Raw genomic sequence first — 14,656 nt, forward strand, 5'->3', positions numbered from 1 at the left:
ACCCCGTGCCTGCGCGAGCCGCCGGCAGTCGCTGAAAATCGGCGGCTTCCGCCCGCACACACGAATGTCCACCGCCGCCCTCCCCGTTCTCTATTCGTTCCGCCGCTGCCCCTATGCGATGCGGGCACGGCTCGCACTGGTCGCGAGCGGCCAGCACTGCGAGCTGCGCGAGGTAGTGCTGAAGAACAAGCCGCCCGAGATGCTGGCCGCCTCGCCCAAGGGCACGGTGCCCGTGCTGCTCACGCAAGACGGCACGGTGCTCGAACAAAGTCTGGACGTGATGCGCTGGGCGCTGCAGCGCGACGACCCGCACCGCTGGCTGCAACCCGACGCAGGCACGTCCGAAGGCATGCTGGCGCTGGTGGCCACATGCGACGACCACTTCAAACCCCAGCTCGACCGCTACAAGTACCCGGGCCGGTTCGCGGATGGCGGGGATTCAGCACGCGAGGAAGGCGCCCGCTTCCTGAGCGATCTCGAAGCCAGGCTCACGGCTTCGCCCCACCTGGCCGGCGCACACGCCACGCTGGCCGATGCCGCCGTCATGCCCTTCGTGCGCCAGTTCGCGATGGTCGAGCCCGCATGGTTCGACGCGCAGCCCTGGCCGCGCCTGCACACCTGGCTGTCAGGCTGGACTTCTTCGGACCTGTTCGCACGCGCCATGCACAAGTACGCGCCGTGGCAAGGCGGCGAACGCGGCGTCGACTTTCCTCCGGCCTAACTCGCCGTCGCGGCCAGCGACGCGCGCTGCACGCACTCCACGAAATGCTGCGCCGCCGGCGTCAGCAACTGGCCCTTGCGCTTGATGACGCACACGTTCAGCGTCGGCAGCGTTTCCTCGATCTCCACGCGGCGGATGCCGTGGCGCTTGAAGGTGAGCTTGACCAGCGGCTCGACGAACAGCCCGATCAGGTCCATGTGCCCGACCAGCCCCAGCGCCACGGTGACCGACTGCCCCTGAATCACGCGCGTGGGTGGCGGCAGGCCCAGCGGCGTGAACAGTGGCGCCACCGAGTCGCTTCCCCGCTGGTCGTGATCGTCGCCCGGCAGGATCCACTCGGCCTCGTACAGGTCCGTCAGCGAACGGCTCGCGCGCAGCGGGTGGCGCTCGCGCAGGCCGACCACCAGTTGCACCGGAAACAGCTCGATCGCCTCGAACTGCGGATCGAGCTTGCCCGGCACCACGTGAGCAACCGCGAAATCCAGATAGCCGTCGCGCAGCCTTGCCAGCATCCACGGCAGCACCGCCTCGCTGAACTGAACATCGACCGCGGGCAGGCGCGTGTGGAAGTCCTTGAACGCGGCGGGCAGCACGGTCAGCGCGAACGAGGCGCTGACGGCAATCGAGATGGAGCCGGTGGCACCGTGGCGGATCTGCGTGATCTCGTCGCGCGCACGCTGCATGTCGGCCAGCAGCAGCCGTGCCCGGGGCGCGAAGGCCCGGCCGAATTCGGTGAGCCGCACGCCCTTGACGCTGCGCTCCACCAGCGGCGCGCCGACCTCGCGCTCCAGCTCGCGCACGATCTTGGTCACGGCCGGCTGCGAGATGCCCAGCACGCGCGCGGCGCCGCGAATGCTCATCTGCTCGACCACCGCCACGAAGGCGTGCAACTGGTTGGGTTTCATGAAAACCAAAAGTTATCGTTAACGCCCAATTATTGTCTTTTCATGACAGCGGCGAGTCTCTAGCATCCGGCGCGGTCGAGGCGTAGATACCTTCGACCGACATCCACGAAAAGCAAGACACACACTGGAGAGACATGAGCACCCCAAGCAAGCAGCCAACGGCCTCCGCGCGCAGGCGCCAGACCATCGTGGCGACCACCATCGGCAACGGACTGGAGTTCTTCGACTTCACGGTCTACGGTTTCCTGGCCCTGGTGATCGGCAAGCTGTTCTTTCCGACCTTCAACTCCTACGGCCAGTTGCTGCTGACGGTGGCCAGCTTCGGTGTCGGCTTCATCATGCGGCCGCTGGGCGGCATCATCATCGGCGCGTATGCCGACCGCGCGGGCCGCAAGAAGGCCATGACGCTGACCATCTTTCTGATGGCGCTGGGTTGCGCGCTGATCGCCTTCACGCCCACCTACGCGAGCATCGGCGTCGCGGCGCCGATCATCATCGTGCTGGCGCGGCTGATCCAGGGCTTCTCTGCCGGTGGTGAAGTGGGTGCATCGACCACGTTGCTGGTCGAGCACGCCACGCCGGCCAACCGCGGCTACATGGCGAGCTGGCAGTTCGCGAGCCAGGGCCTGGGCGTGCTGCTCGGCGCCGTGGTGGTGGGCGTGCTGACCGCCGCGCTGTCCACTGAAGCCATGCAGAGCTGGGGCTGGCGCGTGCCCTTCATCCTCGGCATGCTGATTGCGCCGGTGGGCATGTACATCCGCCGCCACCTCGAAGAATCGCTGCACATCTCGCCAGAGCAAGCCGCCGCACCGCGCGAAAGCAGCCTGAAGATCGTCTGCACGCAGCACGGCAAGACGGTGCTGGCCGCCATCCTCGCGCTGATCGGTGGCACCACGGCCGCCTATGTGGTGACCTTCTACATGCCGACCTATGCCGTGCGCGAACTGGGCTTCACGCCGTCGGTCGCGCTGATCGGCGCGGCCCTGACCGGCCTGATCTCGTTCGCGCTCGCGCCCTTCGTCGGCAAGCTGTCGGACGTGGTGGGCCGCAAGCCGCTGATCCTGTGGAGCCGCGTCGCGCTCGCGATCCTCATCTATCCGGCCTTCCTGTGGCTCAACACCTCGCCGACACCGACCGTGCTGTTCGTCGTGCTGGGCGCGCTGAGCGTCGGCCTCGTGGCGCAGACGGTGCCGGGCATCACGATGCTGCCGGAGATGTTCCCGAAGGCGGTGCGCGCCAGCGGCATGTCGCTGGTGTACAGCGTGGGCGTGGCGCTGTTCGGCGGCTTCGCGCCGTTCGTCAGCACCTGGCTGGTCAATGCCACGGGCAGCAAGCTCGCACCGGCCTGGTACCTGGTGGGCATGACGGTGGTGTCGCTGCTGGGCCTGCTCTGGCTGCGCGACCACACCGGCCGCGACATCGATGCCGCCAACGCGTACGCGCGGACCTGACTGACTGACAACACATTCGCCCCCCACTTTCCGGACAGGAGCCCACATCCCATGCCAACCACACAACGCACCGCCGCCACCCGCCACTTCTCGGGCACGTATGTCGAAGCGCGCGCCAAGTTCCTCGAAGCCGCTGCGCAGCGCGGCGCGGCCGTCGAATCCTTCGTGCTCGACGCACACCGCGGCGCGCTCGGCGAAGAACTCGCCACCGACGTGGCGCTGATCGGCGCCATCGACGCCAAGAAGCTGCTGCTCGTGACCTCGGGCACCCACGGCCCCGAAGGCTTCTGCGGCTCGGGCGCGCAGATCGCCACGCTGAACGACGCGGACCTGCTCTCGCGGCTGGCGCAGGCTGGTGTTGCGCTGCTGTTGGTGCATGCGGTCAACCCGCACGGCTTCTCGCACCTGCACCGCACGAACGAAGACAACATCGACCTGAACCGCAACCACATCGACTTCAACGCGCCGCTGCCCGTGAACGCCGGGTACGCCGAGGTCGAGCCGCTGGTGCTGCCCGCCAACTGGCCGCCGACACCCGCCGACGACGCGGCCGTGGCCGCCTACATAGGCAAGCACGGCATGACCGCCTTTCGCGCGGCCGTCACCAAGGGCCAGTACACCTCGCCCGATGGCCTGTTCTACGGCGGCACCGCGCCATCGTGGAGCAACAAGACCATCCGCGCGATCCTGCGCAAGTACGCAGCATCGGCCACGCACATCGGCTGGATCGACGTGCACACGGGCCTGGGCCCCTACGGCCACGGCGAGAAGATCTACCCGGGCCGCAACACGCCCGAAGACCTCGCGCTGGCGCATGCATGGTGGGGCGCCGACGTGTTCGCGCCCTTTGCCGGCGACTCGGCCTCGGCCGACGTGTCGGGGCCGGTGATTTCGACCGCGTATGACGAATGCCCGAACGCGCGTGTGGCGCCGATGGGACTGGAGTTCGGCACGCTGCCCGACCTCGAAGTGCTGGTGCGCCTGCGCGCCGACACCTGGCTGCGCCGCCACCCCGAAGCATCGGAAGCACAGAAGCGCGAGATTCGCGCGCAACTGCGCGACGCCTTCTACTGCGACAACGAAGAGTGGAAGGGCATGGTGCTGGGCCAGACGCGCGTCGTGCTGCTGCAGACGCTGCAGGGCCTGAAGAAGGCCTGATTCGGCAACCCGAACTTCTTCAGCCGAAGTTCGGCGCGCGACGCTCGCGCAGCGAGGCCACGCCTTCGCGCACGTCGGCGCCTGCGAAACCCATGAATTCGAGCGCCAGCGAGGCATCGAAGGTCGGGCCGGCCTGGCGCAGCCAGTTGTTCAGTGCGTACTTGGTCAGGCCGATCGCGCTCTGGCTGCCGGCTGCCAGCCGGTCGGCCACTTCATAGGCACGCGGCAGCAGGTCGGCTTCGTCCACCGCGAGCGAGACGAGGCCGATGCGCTCGGCCTCCTCGCCGCTCACCGGCTCGCACAGCAGCAGGTGGTACTTGGCCTTGGCCATGCCGCACAGGAGCGGCCACACGATGGCCGCATGGTCGCCCGCCGCCACGCCCAGGCGCGTGTGGCCGTCGACGATCTTCGCGTTCTTCGTGGCGATGGAAATGTCGGCCAGAAGGCCCGCCACCAGCCCCGCGCCCACGGCCGGGCCGTGCATGGCGCTCACGATGGGCTTGTCGCAATTGATGATGTTGTAGACGAGGTCGCGCGCCTCTTTCCACACGCGCTGGCGCACCGCGTCGTCGGTGGTCATGTCCTGCACCATGGCCAGGTCACCGCCACCCGAGAAGCCCTGCCCTTCGCCCCGCAGCACCGCGCAGCGCACGCTGTCGTCGGCCGACACGTCGCGCCAGATCTCGGCCAGTTCGCGATGGCCGTCATGGCCCGCCGTGGGCAGCTTGCCGTTGGCCGCGCGCATCTGGATGTCGAGCACCGCCCCGTTGGCGCCTCGGCGCGTGATGGCAAGGGTCTGGTAGCGGGCGTAGTCCATGGCGAGGTGTCTCTCTCTGTCTTTCGTCTATTTTCTGGCCGCCACTTCGCGGCAGCGCTGCACGTTGGCATCGAAACGCGCGGCCAGGCCGGGCTCGCACTCGTCGGAAGGCGTGAGCTTGCACATGCCGACCACCGCATAGTCCATGACCGCCTCCGTGCACATCGGGTAGGCGGCCAGATCGGGGTTGGCCTTGACCTTGAAGCCCCAGCGCTCGGAAAACTGCACCGTGCGGACCATCGCGCCGTGGAAGAAGCTGCGGTCCTTCGCGGCGATGGCGGCCTCCATGCGGGGCAATTCCTCGTTCAGGTAGCCGACCGAATCCAGCGGAAAGGCGGACGGGTCCTGCTGCGCGGTGGCCAGCGAGGCCGCCAGCACGAGGGGCAAGGCGACAAGGGTGCGCGGCAGCGAGCGGAACATGGAGCGAAGGGGCGTGCGGTGGTGTTGCATGGCTTCGGATTCTGCAACGTTTGGAAGCATTTTTGAATTCAAAGCGATGCGCGGGCGCTACGCCCGGGGGCGAGGCGCCAGTACGGCCCGCGCCTACCGCCCCTTCTTCTGCTTGTCGAATTTGCGCCAGTACTGGAATTCGTCCTCGTGCACTTCGAGGTCGATCTCCGAAAGACGGGACTGCAGGCGCTCCTGCACGTCGGTGACGGCCTTGTTGTAGACAAGGGGGCAGACCTCTTCGAGAAAGAAACCGAGCAGCGCGCCGGCGCCGATGTTGCCGATCGGCTCTTCCATGTTCTCGCGGAAATAGCGCTCGATCGACGCGATGGCCTGCTGTCGCGCTTCCTTTGATATCTCGATGGTCATGAAATCTCTCTCAAGGGTTCGGTCCGACGATTGTGCCGAGGCACGGGCTGGGCGACGACGCTGTTCTGCGCGTTACCGCTGCTGTTCGGGGCGAGTGCGAATGACGCCAGGCGCTCCCCTCCGCGAATGTCCCCCGCTTCGCTCCTCCTTTATTTCGCTGCGGGGAGCACCTGGCGTCATTCGCACATGGGCACGCTGCTGGTGATCCAGCGATCAACCAATGCTCTGTCCAACGCTCACGACGATACGGGGCTCTTTTTCGCGAAATAAAGGAGGAGCGAAGCGGGGGACATTCGCGAAAAAGAGCACCGTGTCGGCGGGAGCGTCGCCCTGAATGAACAGCAGCAGCACCCGAACCACGCGGATGGCCGCAACTCCCCGCATCCTCGCTACCATCCGCTGCCGGGCCAAGCCACGCCGCCCGGACCAGAACGACACCAACAACACGGAGACAACACCATGAAGTTTCGCCCTGCCGCATTGGCGGCCCTCACCTTGACTGTTCTGGCCGCACTCGCCGGCTGCAGCAGCATGACCCCCACGGTGCCGCAGCGCCAGTTGATGCTGGTCGCCAACGACGAGAAGCAGTCGTGGAACGACGCCGGCGCCGTGATCCTCGGGCCGATGGGGCGCGACACGGTGCAGGTGCTGGACATCGGCACCGATCCGCTGGCGCCCAAGGTCCTCGGTACGCTGCAGTTGGACAACACCATCGCCGGCCCGCCGACCAACCTTGCGATCACGCCCGGCGAAACGCTGGCGCTGGTCGCCAATTCACTCAACGTGGTCGAGGAAAACGGCGCGCGCAAGCAGGTGCCCGACAACCGCCTCTTCGTGATCGACCTGACCACCACGCCGCCCAAGCTGATCGACACGCTGCAGATCGGCAAGCAGCCCTCGGGCCTGTCGATCAACCGCGCGGGCAACCTCGCGCTGGTGGCCAACCGCGCCGACAACTCGGTGAGCGTGCTGCGCATCGCGGGCAAGAAGGTCACGCTGATCGACACCGTGGCCATGGGCGACTCGGTGGCGCATGTGCGCTTCACGCCCGATGGCAAGCGCGCGCTGGCCGCCAAGTTTCCGAGCCACAAGATCGCGCTGCTCGACGTGAACGGCGAGAAGGTCAGCTACAACAAGGTCGACCTTGCAGCGGGCCTCTGGCCCTACAACGTGGACGTGACGCCCGACGGCAAGCTCGCGCTGACGGCGGACAACGGCAACTCGGGCGCATCCGATGGGCAGATCGACACCGTGAGCGTGATCGACATGGAGGCCGCGCCGCCGCGCGTGGTCGACAAGGTGGTGGTCGGCGACGGCCCCGAAGGCCTGGCCGTGAGCCCGACCGGCAGGCATGCGGTGGCTGTGATCCTGCGCGGCAGCAATGCGGCCAAGAACGCCTACTTCTACAACCGCAACGGCTCGGTCGTGCTGCTGAAGATCGACGGCAAGAAGGTCACGCGCGCCAACGAGGTCGAGGTGCGCGGCCTGCCCGAAGGCGCGGTGTGGAGCGCGGACGGCAAGTACCTCTACGTGGGCAACTTCATCGACCAGGACATCACGATCCTGCGGCTCGATGGCGACACGCTGGTGCCTACCGGCAAGTCGTTCCCGCTGCAGGGGCATCCGGCCTCGATGCGCGGGACAATGACGCACTGACCCACTCATCCCCGAACGAAGAATCCATGGCGCAACCCAAACGACAACTCCGCACGCTCGAACGCGGCATCCTCTGCCTGGTGATCGGCGTCGCCGTTCTGCTGGGGCCCCGCTTCCTGCAGGGCACGCGCTGGTTCGAGATGGTGGCGGGCGCTTACCTGGTCGGCTGGTTCGCGCTGGTGCTGGGGGCCGCGCTGATCGTGGTCGAGCTGGTCAAGCGCGGCAAGTCGCGCCAGTAGAAAAACAGGCGGAGGCGCGAACGCGCGGCGGCCGGCCCGTCAGGCCTTCTTGCCGCGCAGCTTGCCGAAGAGTTCCACGCCCGCCAGCACGACCGCACCGGCCACGAGGCCCACGCCGGCGTTCACACCCATCGAACCGAGCGTGCCGAACACGCCGCCCGTGGCCTTGGCCCAGTCTTCGATGGCATGGCCGAACGCCGGCACGCCGTGCACCAGGATGCCGCCGCCCACGAGGAACATGGCGGCCGTACCGGCGACCGACAGGCCCTTCATGAGCCAGGGCGCCGTGGCCAGGATGCCGCGACCCAGGCCGCGTGCGGCCGCACTGGCGCGCTGGCTCAGGTAGAGGCCCGCGTCGTCGAGCTTCACGATGCCGGCCACGAGGCCGTACACGCCGATGGTCATGATCAGCGCGATGCCGACCAGCACGCTGAGCTGCGTGAGGAAAGGCTGGCCCTGCACGGTGCCCAGCGTGATGGCGATGATTTCGGCCGAGAGGATGAAATCGGTGCGCACCGCGCCCTTGATCTTGTCCTTTTCCATCGCGACCACGTCGACCGCCACGTCGGCCACGGCCTTTTCGTGGCGCTCGGTGTCGGCCTCGTGCTCCTTCTTGTGCAGGAACTTGTGCGCGAGTTTTTCGGTGCCTTCGAAGCAGAGAAAGGCGCCGCCCACCATCAGCAGCGGAGTCACCAGCCAGGGCAGCCAGGTACCGATGGCCAGCGCCGCGGGCACCAGGATGAGCTTGTTGACGAACGAACCCTTGCACACGGCCCACACCACCGGGATCTCGCGCTCGGCCCTGACGCCGGCCACCTGCTGCGCATTGAGCGCCAGGTCGTCGCCCAGCACGCCGGCCGTTTTCTTGGCGGCCACTTTGGTGAGGATCGACACATCGTCGAGAACGGTCGCGATGTCGTCGAGCAGCAGGAGCAGGCTGGTGGCCATGGGCAGGAAGGTGGCTGAAAAGAAGCGGCGAGCTTAGCCGCAGCCGTCAGCCACCCCGGCAATAACCGTACGCCCGGGCCCCGAACGCTGGGCCCGATGCGAAATTTTTTTGCGGATCAGAGCGCGCTGAGCGCGATCGCCAGCATAGCGACCAGCGAGACGCCGAACAGCGCCAGCCCCACGCGGCGACGGCGGTGCGTGAGCATCCACAGCGCCACGCCCGAGAGCGACAGGAAGATCAAGCTGCCGGCCAGCGTGTCGACCAGCAGGATCCACGGCAGCGGCATGCCGCCGCCCTTGTGCATGTTGGTGAGCGTGGCGACAAAGCCGTTGTGCGTGGTGTTCACGCCGACCGAGCGGTTGCCCTGCCAGTACTCGGCCTGCACGATTTCGTTCGGGCCACCGAAATTGAACAGCCAGTGCGCCGGCTGCGTGAGCGCCGGGGCACTCTTGTCGCCCTTGTCGGCCCAGGCCACCGGCTTGGCCGGCTCGATGCGCATGGAATTGGGCGGCCCGCTCATGCGCAGCGCGCCCTGCAGCCATTGGCTCATGGCCTCGGGCGTTTCGGGCACCGGGTCGGGCAGCGCCAGTTGGGCGCGGGTGCGCTCCTGGGCCTGCGGCAGCTTCAACACATTGCGGTGGTTGAGCCAGATGCCGCTGAAACCGAACAGCAACCCGAGCACCGCGCCCCACAGCCCGAACCAGCCGTGGGTGCGGCGAATCCATTGCACGATGGTCGTGCGGCGCTGGTGGGCCCGCACGCGTGCGGCGTGGCCGAGGTTGCTGTCGTGGTCCATCAGGCGACGCTGCGCTTGAGGCGAATTTCTTCCACGCGCACGGTGCCCAGGGCGGTGGTCTTGGCGGTCTTCATCTCGCGCTTGAAGCCGGCGAGTTCGTGGAAGCGCATGGCGCGGTCGTTGCGGATGGGCACCCAGATGGTGACCGTTGTGCAGCCTTCCTCTTCCAGGCCTTCGCGCGCGGCGTCCCACAGGGCCACGCCGACGCCCTTGCCCCAGTGCTCGGGCTTGACGTAGATGGCCCAGATTTCGCCCGTGGTGGGCGGCGTCTTGGGGTCGCGCGAGCGGTCGAAGCCGACAAAGCCGACGATTTCGCTGCCCAGCACGGCCACGCGCACCTGCGGTTCGCTGTATTCGATGGCTTCGCGCCACTTGGCTTCACGCGAGGCGGGAGCGATGACGCGCAGGTCTTCTTCGGAGAGGATGCCTTCGTAGGCGGCCTTGGCGGCCAGGGCATGGACTTCGGCGACGGCCTTGGCGTCGCGCAGTGTGGCGGGGCGAACTTCGTAATCTGACATGGATGCGGGGAAATCAATGGAACCTCGTATTGTCGCCGCACCGCTAAACTGCCCGGTGTATCCGTCGTATCAACAGGAGAAATCATGGCCAAGAGTCAGCAACGCAGCACCAAGGAAGCAAAGAAACCGAAGAAGGACACCTCGCCACCGAAGCCCGTGGGCACGGGCGGCATCGAGCCGGTCCGCACGATCACCACCGCAGTGATTCCGCGCGGCAAGCTCAAGAACAAGTGACCGACGAGACGCCAGCGCCGGCCAAGCCGATCCAGCCCCGGAACCCGTTGCACGGGCTCACGCTGGAGGCCATCGTGACGGCGCTGGCCGACTACTACGGATGGGAACACCTGAGCGAGCTGGTGCCCATCCGCTGCTTTGCGATCGACCCGAGCGTGGGCTCCAGCCTGAAGTTCTTGCGCAAGACGCCCTGGGCGCGCGAGAAGGTCGAGAGCCTCTACCTCTTCATGCTGCGCGAGCAACGCCGCGAACAGCAGCAGCAACAACCGCAAGATCCGCAGCAACCGTGACGATGAGGGTCCGCCTCGAACCATCCGGGCTGGACTTCGAAACCGAAGCCGGCACCACGCTCCTGGAGGCCGCCGAAGCGGCCGGCATCGAGCTGCCGAGTTCGTGCCGCAACGGCACCTGCCGCACCTGCATCTGCCGGCGGCTGTCCGGCGAAACGCGCCACATCATCGAATGGCCCGGCCTGAGCGCCGACGAGAAGGACGAAGGCTGGATTCTTCCCTGCGTGGCCGAGGCACTCGGCGACCTCGTGCTCGACGTGCCGAAGGCGTTCTCGGTCTTCTAGGCCGCTCCGGGCGACTTGACGGCAGCAGTGGTGGCAGTGGGCATTGCCACCACCATCCGGTCCCGCTGCGCCAGCGACGGGAACAGCCGGAACCAGGTCAGCGCCACCAGCACCGTGCCCACACCGCCCACGACCACCGAGCCGACCGGCCCGAGCAGTGCGGCCGTGGCGCCGGACTCGAATTCGCCGAGCTGGTTGCTGGCACCGATGAAGATCGAATTGACCGCGCTCACCCGCCCGCGCATGGCATCGGGCGTTTCGAGCTGCACCAGCGTCTGGCGGATCACCACGTTGACCATGTCGGCGCCGCCGGACACGGCCAGTGCAATCAAGGAAACAACGAAGCTCTTCGACAGGCCGAACACCACCATGCACAGGCCGAACAGCGCAATCGCCATCAGCAGCGTGCGCCCAATGTGGCGCTCGACCGGCCGCCGCGTGAGCGCGATCGACATCACCAGTGCACCCACCGCAGGCGCGCCGCGCAGCAGGCCCAGTCCCCACGGCCCCGTGTGCAGGATGTCCTTGGCGTAGATCGGCAGCAGCGCCACCGCGCCGCCAAGCAGCACGGCGAACAGGTCGAGCGAGACGGCGCCCAGCACGGGCCTGCGTTTCCAGATGAAGTCGACGCCCGCGAACACGGTCGCCAGCGTGACCGGCTCGCGCGCGATCGGCGTGTAGGCATAGCGCAACCGCAGCACCAGCGCACAGGCCATGGCGAAGAAAGCCACGCTGGCGCCATAGACCACCGCCATGCCCGCCACGAACAACAGCCCGCCCAGCGCAGGCCCGCCGATGATCGCGCCCTGCATGCCGGCCGAGCTGAAGGCCATCGCGCGCGCCAGCATGGTCGGCGGCACCAGCAGCGGCGTCAGCGCCTGCTGCGCGGGCATCTGGAAGGCGCGCACGGCCCCCAGCACCAGCGACAGGCCCAGCAGCAGGCCGCGCGAGTCGTGCTTCTCCTGTACCGCCAGCAGCAGCACCAGCGCCACCAGGCCCTGCACCGCGAAACAGGCGGCCACGATGCGGCCGCGATGGTGGCGGTCGACGATGTGGCCGGCCAGCAGGGCCAGCAGCAGCGCGGGCACGAACTGGTAAAGGCCCACAAGGCCCAGGTCCCAGGCGCTGCCGGTGAGCTCGTACATGTGCCAGCCGATGGCCACCAGCAGCATCTGCGAGGCGGCGGTGCCGAAGAGCCGCGCCGTCCACATCTGCATGAACGGGCGCTCGCGCGTCAGGTCGGAAAAGCTCGGCGAAGGAAAAGTGCCGGGCGCAATGGCAGCGGCATCTGGAGAGGGGGAAGAGGCTGGGGCGGGGCCGGACATTCGTTCAAGGATAGCCGAGGCTCCGTGAGCAGGGCATGAGCGGGGCTGAGCGCACCACCCTGCCCCCTGGGAACGCGGCTCTCTAAACTCGGCGGCATCCATGACCGTGCCACCTCTTCTGCAACCGATCCACGAAGACCCTTTCCTGCTGGTGCTCGACAAGCCCGCCGGCCTGCTCTGCGTGCCCGGCCGTGGCGACGACAAGCAGGACTGCCTGAGCGCGCGCGCCCTGCGCCAATGGCCCGATGCGCTGATCGTGCACCGCCTCGACATGGGCACCAGCGGCCTCGTGGTGATGGCGCGCGGCATCGAGATGCAGCGTGCACTGAGCACGGCCTTTGCCGAGCGCAGGGTGCACAAGCGCTACGAAGCCATCGTCGATGGGTGCATGCCGCTGCGCGAGGACTGGTCGCTGATCGACGCACCGCTGATCGCCGACTGGCCGCGCCGTCCGCTGCAAAAAGTTGATCCGGACGGAAAGCCCAGCACTACGCGATGGCGTGCGCTGGCTTCATCCACGTCACTGCTGCCCGATGAACCCGAGGCCACGCATGTGTTGCTGGAGCCGCTGACCGGCCGCACGCATCAACTGCGCGTGCATCTCCTGTCAATCGGCCATCCGATCCTCGGTGATGCGCTGTACGGCGATGCCGCGGTGCAGGCACGTGCGCCGCGCCTGCTGCTGCATGCGAGCGAACTGGGTTTGGTGCACCCGGTGACGCAGCAAGACCTTTGCTGGAAGAGCCCGCCTGGGTTTTCGCTCAGCCGGCCTTGACGACCAGCACCGGCATGTGGGCGTCCTGCAGCACGCGCTGCGTGACGCTGCCGAGCAGCAGTTTCTCGATGCCGCTGCGGCCGTGCGAACCCATCACGATCAGGTCGGCCGCGATGGCGATGGCTGTGTCCACGATGCCTTCGTGCACCACATGGCCGTCGATCACGCGCTGGTCACTGTGCAGGCCTTCGGCCGCCAGCGCCGCGACGCCGCGTGCCAAGGCCGCATTCGCACTCGCCGTGGCGGCGGCCAGGTATTCGTTCTGGCCGAGCGCATAGTCCGCGCCCACGCCGATGAAGGGATAGTTGTCGATCACGTGAATCAACGTGATGCGGCTTCCAAAGGCCAACGCCAGGCCACTGGCCTTGCTGACCGCGAGCATGGAAGTTTCGGAGCCGTCGATGGGTACCAGGATGTGATTGAACATGGCGGACCTCGCTTTCGTTCGCAGACAGACACGGCTCGATGTCGAGCCGGGCCCCGAATTTAACCTCTGTTCCCAAGGGTGGCTGTAGGACTCCAGCCAGCGACGGCGCACGGCCTGCGTGCGCGCGTCGCACGGGGGCTTCAGTCCCCCTGGAAACCCTTGGCGCGGCAGGTGATCACGAGCGTGTCGCGCCATCCTTCGCCGCCCTCTTCCAGCGGCTGGATCGGCGTCGATTCGTGGATCACGCGTGCGTCGTCGAGCACCAGAAGCGTCCACGGCTCGGTCATGGTGAAGCGCTCGCCGCGACGGCCGTTGGCCTCGAACACGCGCGTTTCGCCGCCCTTGATGCCCTGGCGCCCGACCAGCGCCACCGCCACCAGGTCGACACCATCGCGGTGCGCGCCTTCCGGCGTCGGACGGCCGATGCCGCCCGCGGTGTCGATGCGGAACTGGTGCGCCTCGACGTACCAGCGCTGCGGTGCGCCGCGCATGTCGCTGCTGGCCTTGCCGAGTTGCTGCAGCAGCCGCTGCCACACTGGCTGCGCCACCGTGGCATCGAGCATCGGCGCAAACCAGCGCTGCATGCCGCCGTGCAGCGCGTTGTATTCCACCGGCTGCCAGTGCGCGCGATGCGGCACCTGTTGCAGCGTGGTCTGGTCGTCGGCCTCGACGGTGAAGCAGGCATGGCGCCGCGTGCGATAGCGGCCGCCGTCCTTGAGGTAGTCGTCGGGCGGAAGATCGTTCCAGTCCGCATGCAGTGCAGTGAGTTGTGCAAGCGGCACGCCGAGCCAGTCGGACACGCCTTGCGGGCTCAGCACTGCATAGCCCTGCTCGCGCAATGCGGCGGGCAGTTCGGCCGGGGCGATGAAGGGTGGGGTGAATGCGGCCGTTGTCACGCGGCGACCTTCACGTCCTTCCAGAACGCGACGCGGTCGCGAATTTCCTCGGCTTCGGGCTTCGGGTCGGCGTAGTACCAGGCGGCGTCGGTGTTGAGCTCGCCGTTGACCAGCAGCGAGTAGTAGTTCGCGGTGCCCTTCCAGGGGCAGGTGCTCTTGTGGTTGCTGAAGGTGACGTGATCGCGATTGAGCGAACTCATCGGGAAATAGTGGTTGCCTTCGACGAGCACGGTGTCGTCGCTTTCGGCGATGGTGACGCCGTTCCAGGTTGCTTTCATGGTCTTGGTCTCCAGGGGGAGGGGTGGCGGGGGCGCTGGCCGTTGCGCTGCCGCACGGGGCTTGGGTATTGTGCCGTTGCTTGGTTTGTCTGATTTCTTGGGGGCGATATGGGTGCTATTT

Annotated in this window: 20 protein-coding genes; 9 read left to right on the top strand and 11 right to left on the bottom strand. The window is 67.3% G+C overall.

Annotated elements, in window-relative coordinates:
* Positions 1-64: 64 nt before the first annotated feature.
* Entirely contained in the window at positions 65-721 is a 657-nt protein-coding gene (locus ACSFB7_RS24110) for a glutathione S-transferase (protein WP_435474663.1), read from the top strand.
* Here ACSFB7_RS24110 and ACSFB7_RS24115 read toward each other — a convergent pair.
* The gene (locus tag ACSFB7_RS24115; RefSeq protein WP_435474665.1) at positions 718-1,626 is read right to left on the bottom strand and encodes a LysR substrate-binding domain-containing protein; all 909 of its coding nucleotides are present in this window, start codon (positions 1,624-1,626) and stop codon (positions 718-720) included. The two genes, ACSFB7_RS24110 and ACSFB7_RS24115, sit on opposite strands and share 4 nt — an antisense overlap.
* Before the next feature lie 134 nt (positions 1,627-1,760).
* Between ACSFB7_RS24115 and ACSFB7_RS24120 the strand changes: the two genes are divergently transcribed.
* On the top strand, positions 1,761-3,077 hold the full coding sequence (locus tag ACSFB7_RS24120; protein WP_435474667.1) for an MFS transporter: 1,317 nt from the start codon (positions 1,761-1,763) through the stop codon (positions 3,075-3,077).
* Positions 3,078-3,128: 51 nt separating this feature from the next.
* Entirely contained in the window at positions 3,129-4,235 is a 1,107-nt protein-coding gene (locus ACSFB7_RS24125; protein WP_435474669.1) for a M14 family metallopeptidase, read from the top strand.
* 19 nt (positions 4,236-4,254) lie between these two features.
* Here the strand turns inward: ACSFB7_RS24125 and ACSFB7_RS24130 are convergent, their stop codons facing one another.
* From ACSFB7_RS24130 to ACSFB7_RS24140, 3 genes are all read right to left on the bottom strand, one after another.
* The gene (locus ACSFB7_RS24130; protein ID WP_435474671.1) at positions 4,255-5,052 is read right to left on the bottom strand and encodes an enoyl-CoA hydratase/isomerase family protein; all 798 of its coding nucleotides are present in this window, start codon (positions 5,050-5,052) and stop codon (positions 4,255-4,257) included.
* Positions 5,053-5,079: 27 nt separating this feature from the next.
* A complete protein-coding gene (locus ACSFB7_RS24135; protein ID WP_435474673.1) occupies positions 5,080-5,502 on the bottom strand; it encodes a hypothetical protein in 423 nt (140 codons plus the stop codon).
* Between the two features lie 93 nt (positions 5,503-5,595).
* A complete protein-coding gene (locus ACSFB7_RS24140) occupies positions 5,596-5,868 on the bottom strand; it encodes a DUF2164 domain-containing protein (protein ID WP_435474675.1) in 273 nt (90 codons plus the stop codon).
* Positions 5,869-6,327: 459 nt separating this feature from the next.
* Here ACSFB7_RS24140 and ACSFB7_RS24145 point away from each other — a divergent pair, with 459 nt between their 5' ends.
* Both ACSFB7_RS24145 and ACSFB7_RS24150 read left to right on the top strand, forming a co-directional pair.
* On the top strand, positions 6,328-7,524 hold the full coding sequence (locus tag ACSFB7_RS24145; protein ID WP_435474676.1) for a YncE family protein: 1,197 nt from the start codon (positions 6,328-6,330) through the stop codon (positions 7,522-7,524).
* 26 nt (positions 7,525-7,550) lie between these two features.
* Complete coding sequence (locus ACSFB7_RS24150) at positions 7,551-7,763, top strand: hypothetical protein (RefSeq protein ID WP_187111154.1); 213 nt, start codon at positions 7,551-7,553, stop codon at positions 7,761-7,763.
* 39 nt (positions 7,764-7,802) lie between these two features.
* Here ACSFB7_RS24150 and ACSFB7_RS24155 read toward each other — a convergent pair whose 3' ends face one another.
* The 3 genes from ACSFB7_RS24155 to ACSFB7_RS24165 all read right to left on the bottom strand — a co-directional run bounded on the left by ACSFB7_RS24155 (position 7,803) and on the right by ACSFB7_RS24165 (position 10,026).
* Positions 7,803-8,711, bottom strand: coding sequence for a DUF808 domain-containing protein (locus ACSFB7_RS24155; RefSeq protein WP_435474678.1), 909 nt, complete (start codon positions 8,709-8,711; stop codon positions 7,803-7,805).
* Positions 8,712-8,827: 116 nt separating this feature from the next.
* A complete protein-coding gene (locus tag ACSFB7_RS24160; protein ID WP_435474680.1) occupies positions 8,828-9,508 on the bottom strand; it encodes a PepSY-associated TM helix domain-containing protein in 681 nt (226 codons plus the stop codon).
* The gene (locus tag ACSFB7_RS24165) at positions 9,508-10,026 is read right to left on the bottom strand and encodes a GNAT family N-acetyltransferase (protein WP_435474682.1); all 519 of its coding nucleotides are present in this window, start codon (positions 10,024-10,026) and stop codon (positions 9,508-9,510) included. Before ACSFB7_RS24165 ends, ACSFB7_RS24160 begins: the two co-directional genes overlap by 1 nt.
* 84 nt (positions 10,027-10,110) lie before the next feature.
* On the opposite strand from ACSFB7_RS24165, the gene ACSFB7_RS24170 reads away from it, so the two are divergent.
* The 3 genes from ACSFB7_RS24170 to ACSFB7_RS24180 are packed head-to-tail and all read left to right on the top strand — an operon-like array spanning position 10,111 to position 10,834.
* Entirely contained in the window at positions 10,111-10,260 is a 150-nt protein-coding gene (locus ACSFB7_RS24170) for a hypothetical protein (RefSeq protein WP_013542593.1), read from the top strand.
* Complete coding sequence (locus tag ACSFB7_RS24175; protein WP_435474683.1) at positions 10,257-10,550, top strand: VF530 family protein; 294 nt, start codon at positions 10,257-10,259, stop codon at positions 10,548-10,550. The genes ACSFB7_RS24170 and ACSFB7_RS24175 overlap by 4 nt, the downstream gene beginning before the upstream one ends.
* A 2-nt stretch (positions 10,551-10,552) precedes the next feature.
* Positions 10,553-10,834, top strand: coding sequence for a 2Fe-2S iron-sulfur cluster-binding protein (locus tag ACSFB7_RS24180; RefSeq protein ID WP_435474737.1), 282 nt, complete (start codon positions 10,553-10,555; stop codon positions 10,832-10,834).
* On the opposite strand, the gene ACSFB7_RS24185 is transcribed toward ACSFB7_RS24180, so the two are convergent.
* Complete coding sequence (locus ACSFB7_RS24185; protein ID WP_435474685.1) at positions 10,831-12,159, bottom strand: MFS transporter; 1,329 nt, start codon at positions 12,157-12,159, stop codon at positions 10,831-10,833. The genes ACSFB7_RS24180 and ACSFB7_RS24185 overlap by 4 nt on opposite strands.
* Before the next feature lie 100 nt (positions 12,160-12,259).
* Between ACSFB7_RS24185 and ACSFB7_RS24190 the strand changes: the two genes are divergently transcribed.
* Positions 12,260-12,934 carry an RluA family pseudouridine synthase gene (locus ACSFB7_RS24190; protein ID WP_435474687.1) on the top strand — a complete coding sequence of 225 codons (675 nt, stop codon included), beginning with the start codon at positions 12,260-12,262 and terminating at the stop codon, positions 12,932-12,934.
* Here the strand turns inward: ACSFB7_RS24190 and ACSFB7_RS24195 are convergent.
* From ACSFB7_RS24195 to ACSFB7_RS24205, 3 genes are all read right to left on the bottom strand, one after another.
* Entirely contained in the window at positions 12,921-13,361 is a 441-nt protein-coding gene (locus tag ACSFB7_RS24195) for a universal stress protein (protein WP_435474689.1), read from the bottom strand. The genes ACSFB7_RS24190 and ACSFB7_RS24195 overlap by 14 nt on opposite strands.
* Before the next feature lie 140 nt (positions 13,362-13,501).
* Positions 13,502-14,257: a 2OG-Fe dioxygenase family protein gene (locus ACSFB7_RS24200; protein WP_435474691.1), complete on the bottom strand. Its 756-nt coding sequence runs from the start codon at positions 14,255-14,257 to the stop codon at positions 13,502-13,504.
* Positions 14,254-14,535 carry a DUF427 domain-containing protein gene (locus ACSFB7_RS24205; protein ID WP_435474693.1) on the bottom strand — a complete coding sequence of 94 codons (282 nt, stop codon included), beginning with the start codon at positions 14,533-14,535 and terminating at the stop codon, positions 14,254-14,256. Before ACSFB7_RS24205 ends, ACSFB7_RS24200 begins: the two co-directional genes overlap by 4 nt.
* Positions 14,536-14,656: the final 121 nt, after the last annotated feature.

It is taken from the genome of Variovorax raffinosi, from assembly GCF_051216615.1.
In the GTDB taxonomy this organism is placed as follows: domain Bacteria; phylum Pseudomonadota; class Gammaproteobacteria; order Burkholderiales; family Burkholderiaceae_C; genus Variovorax.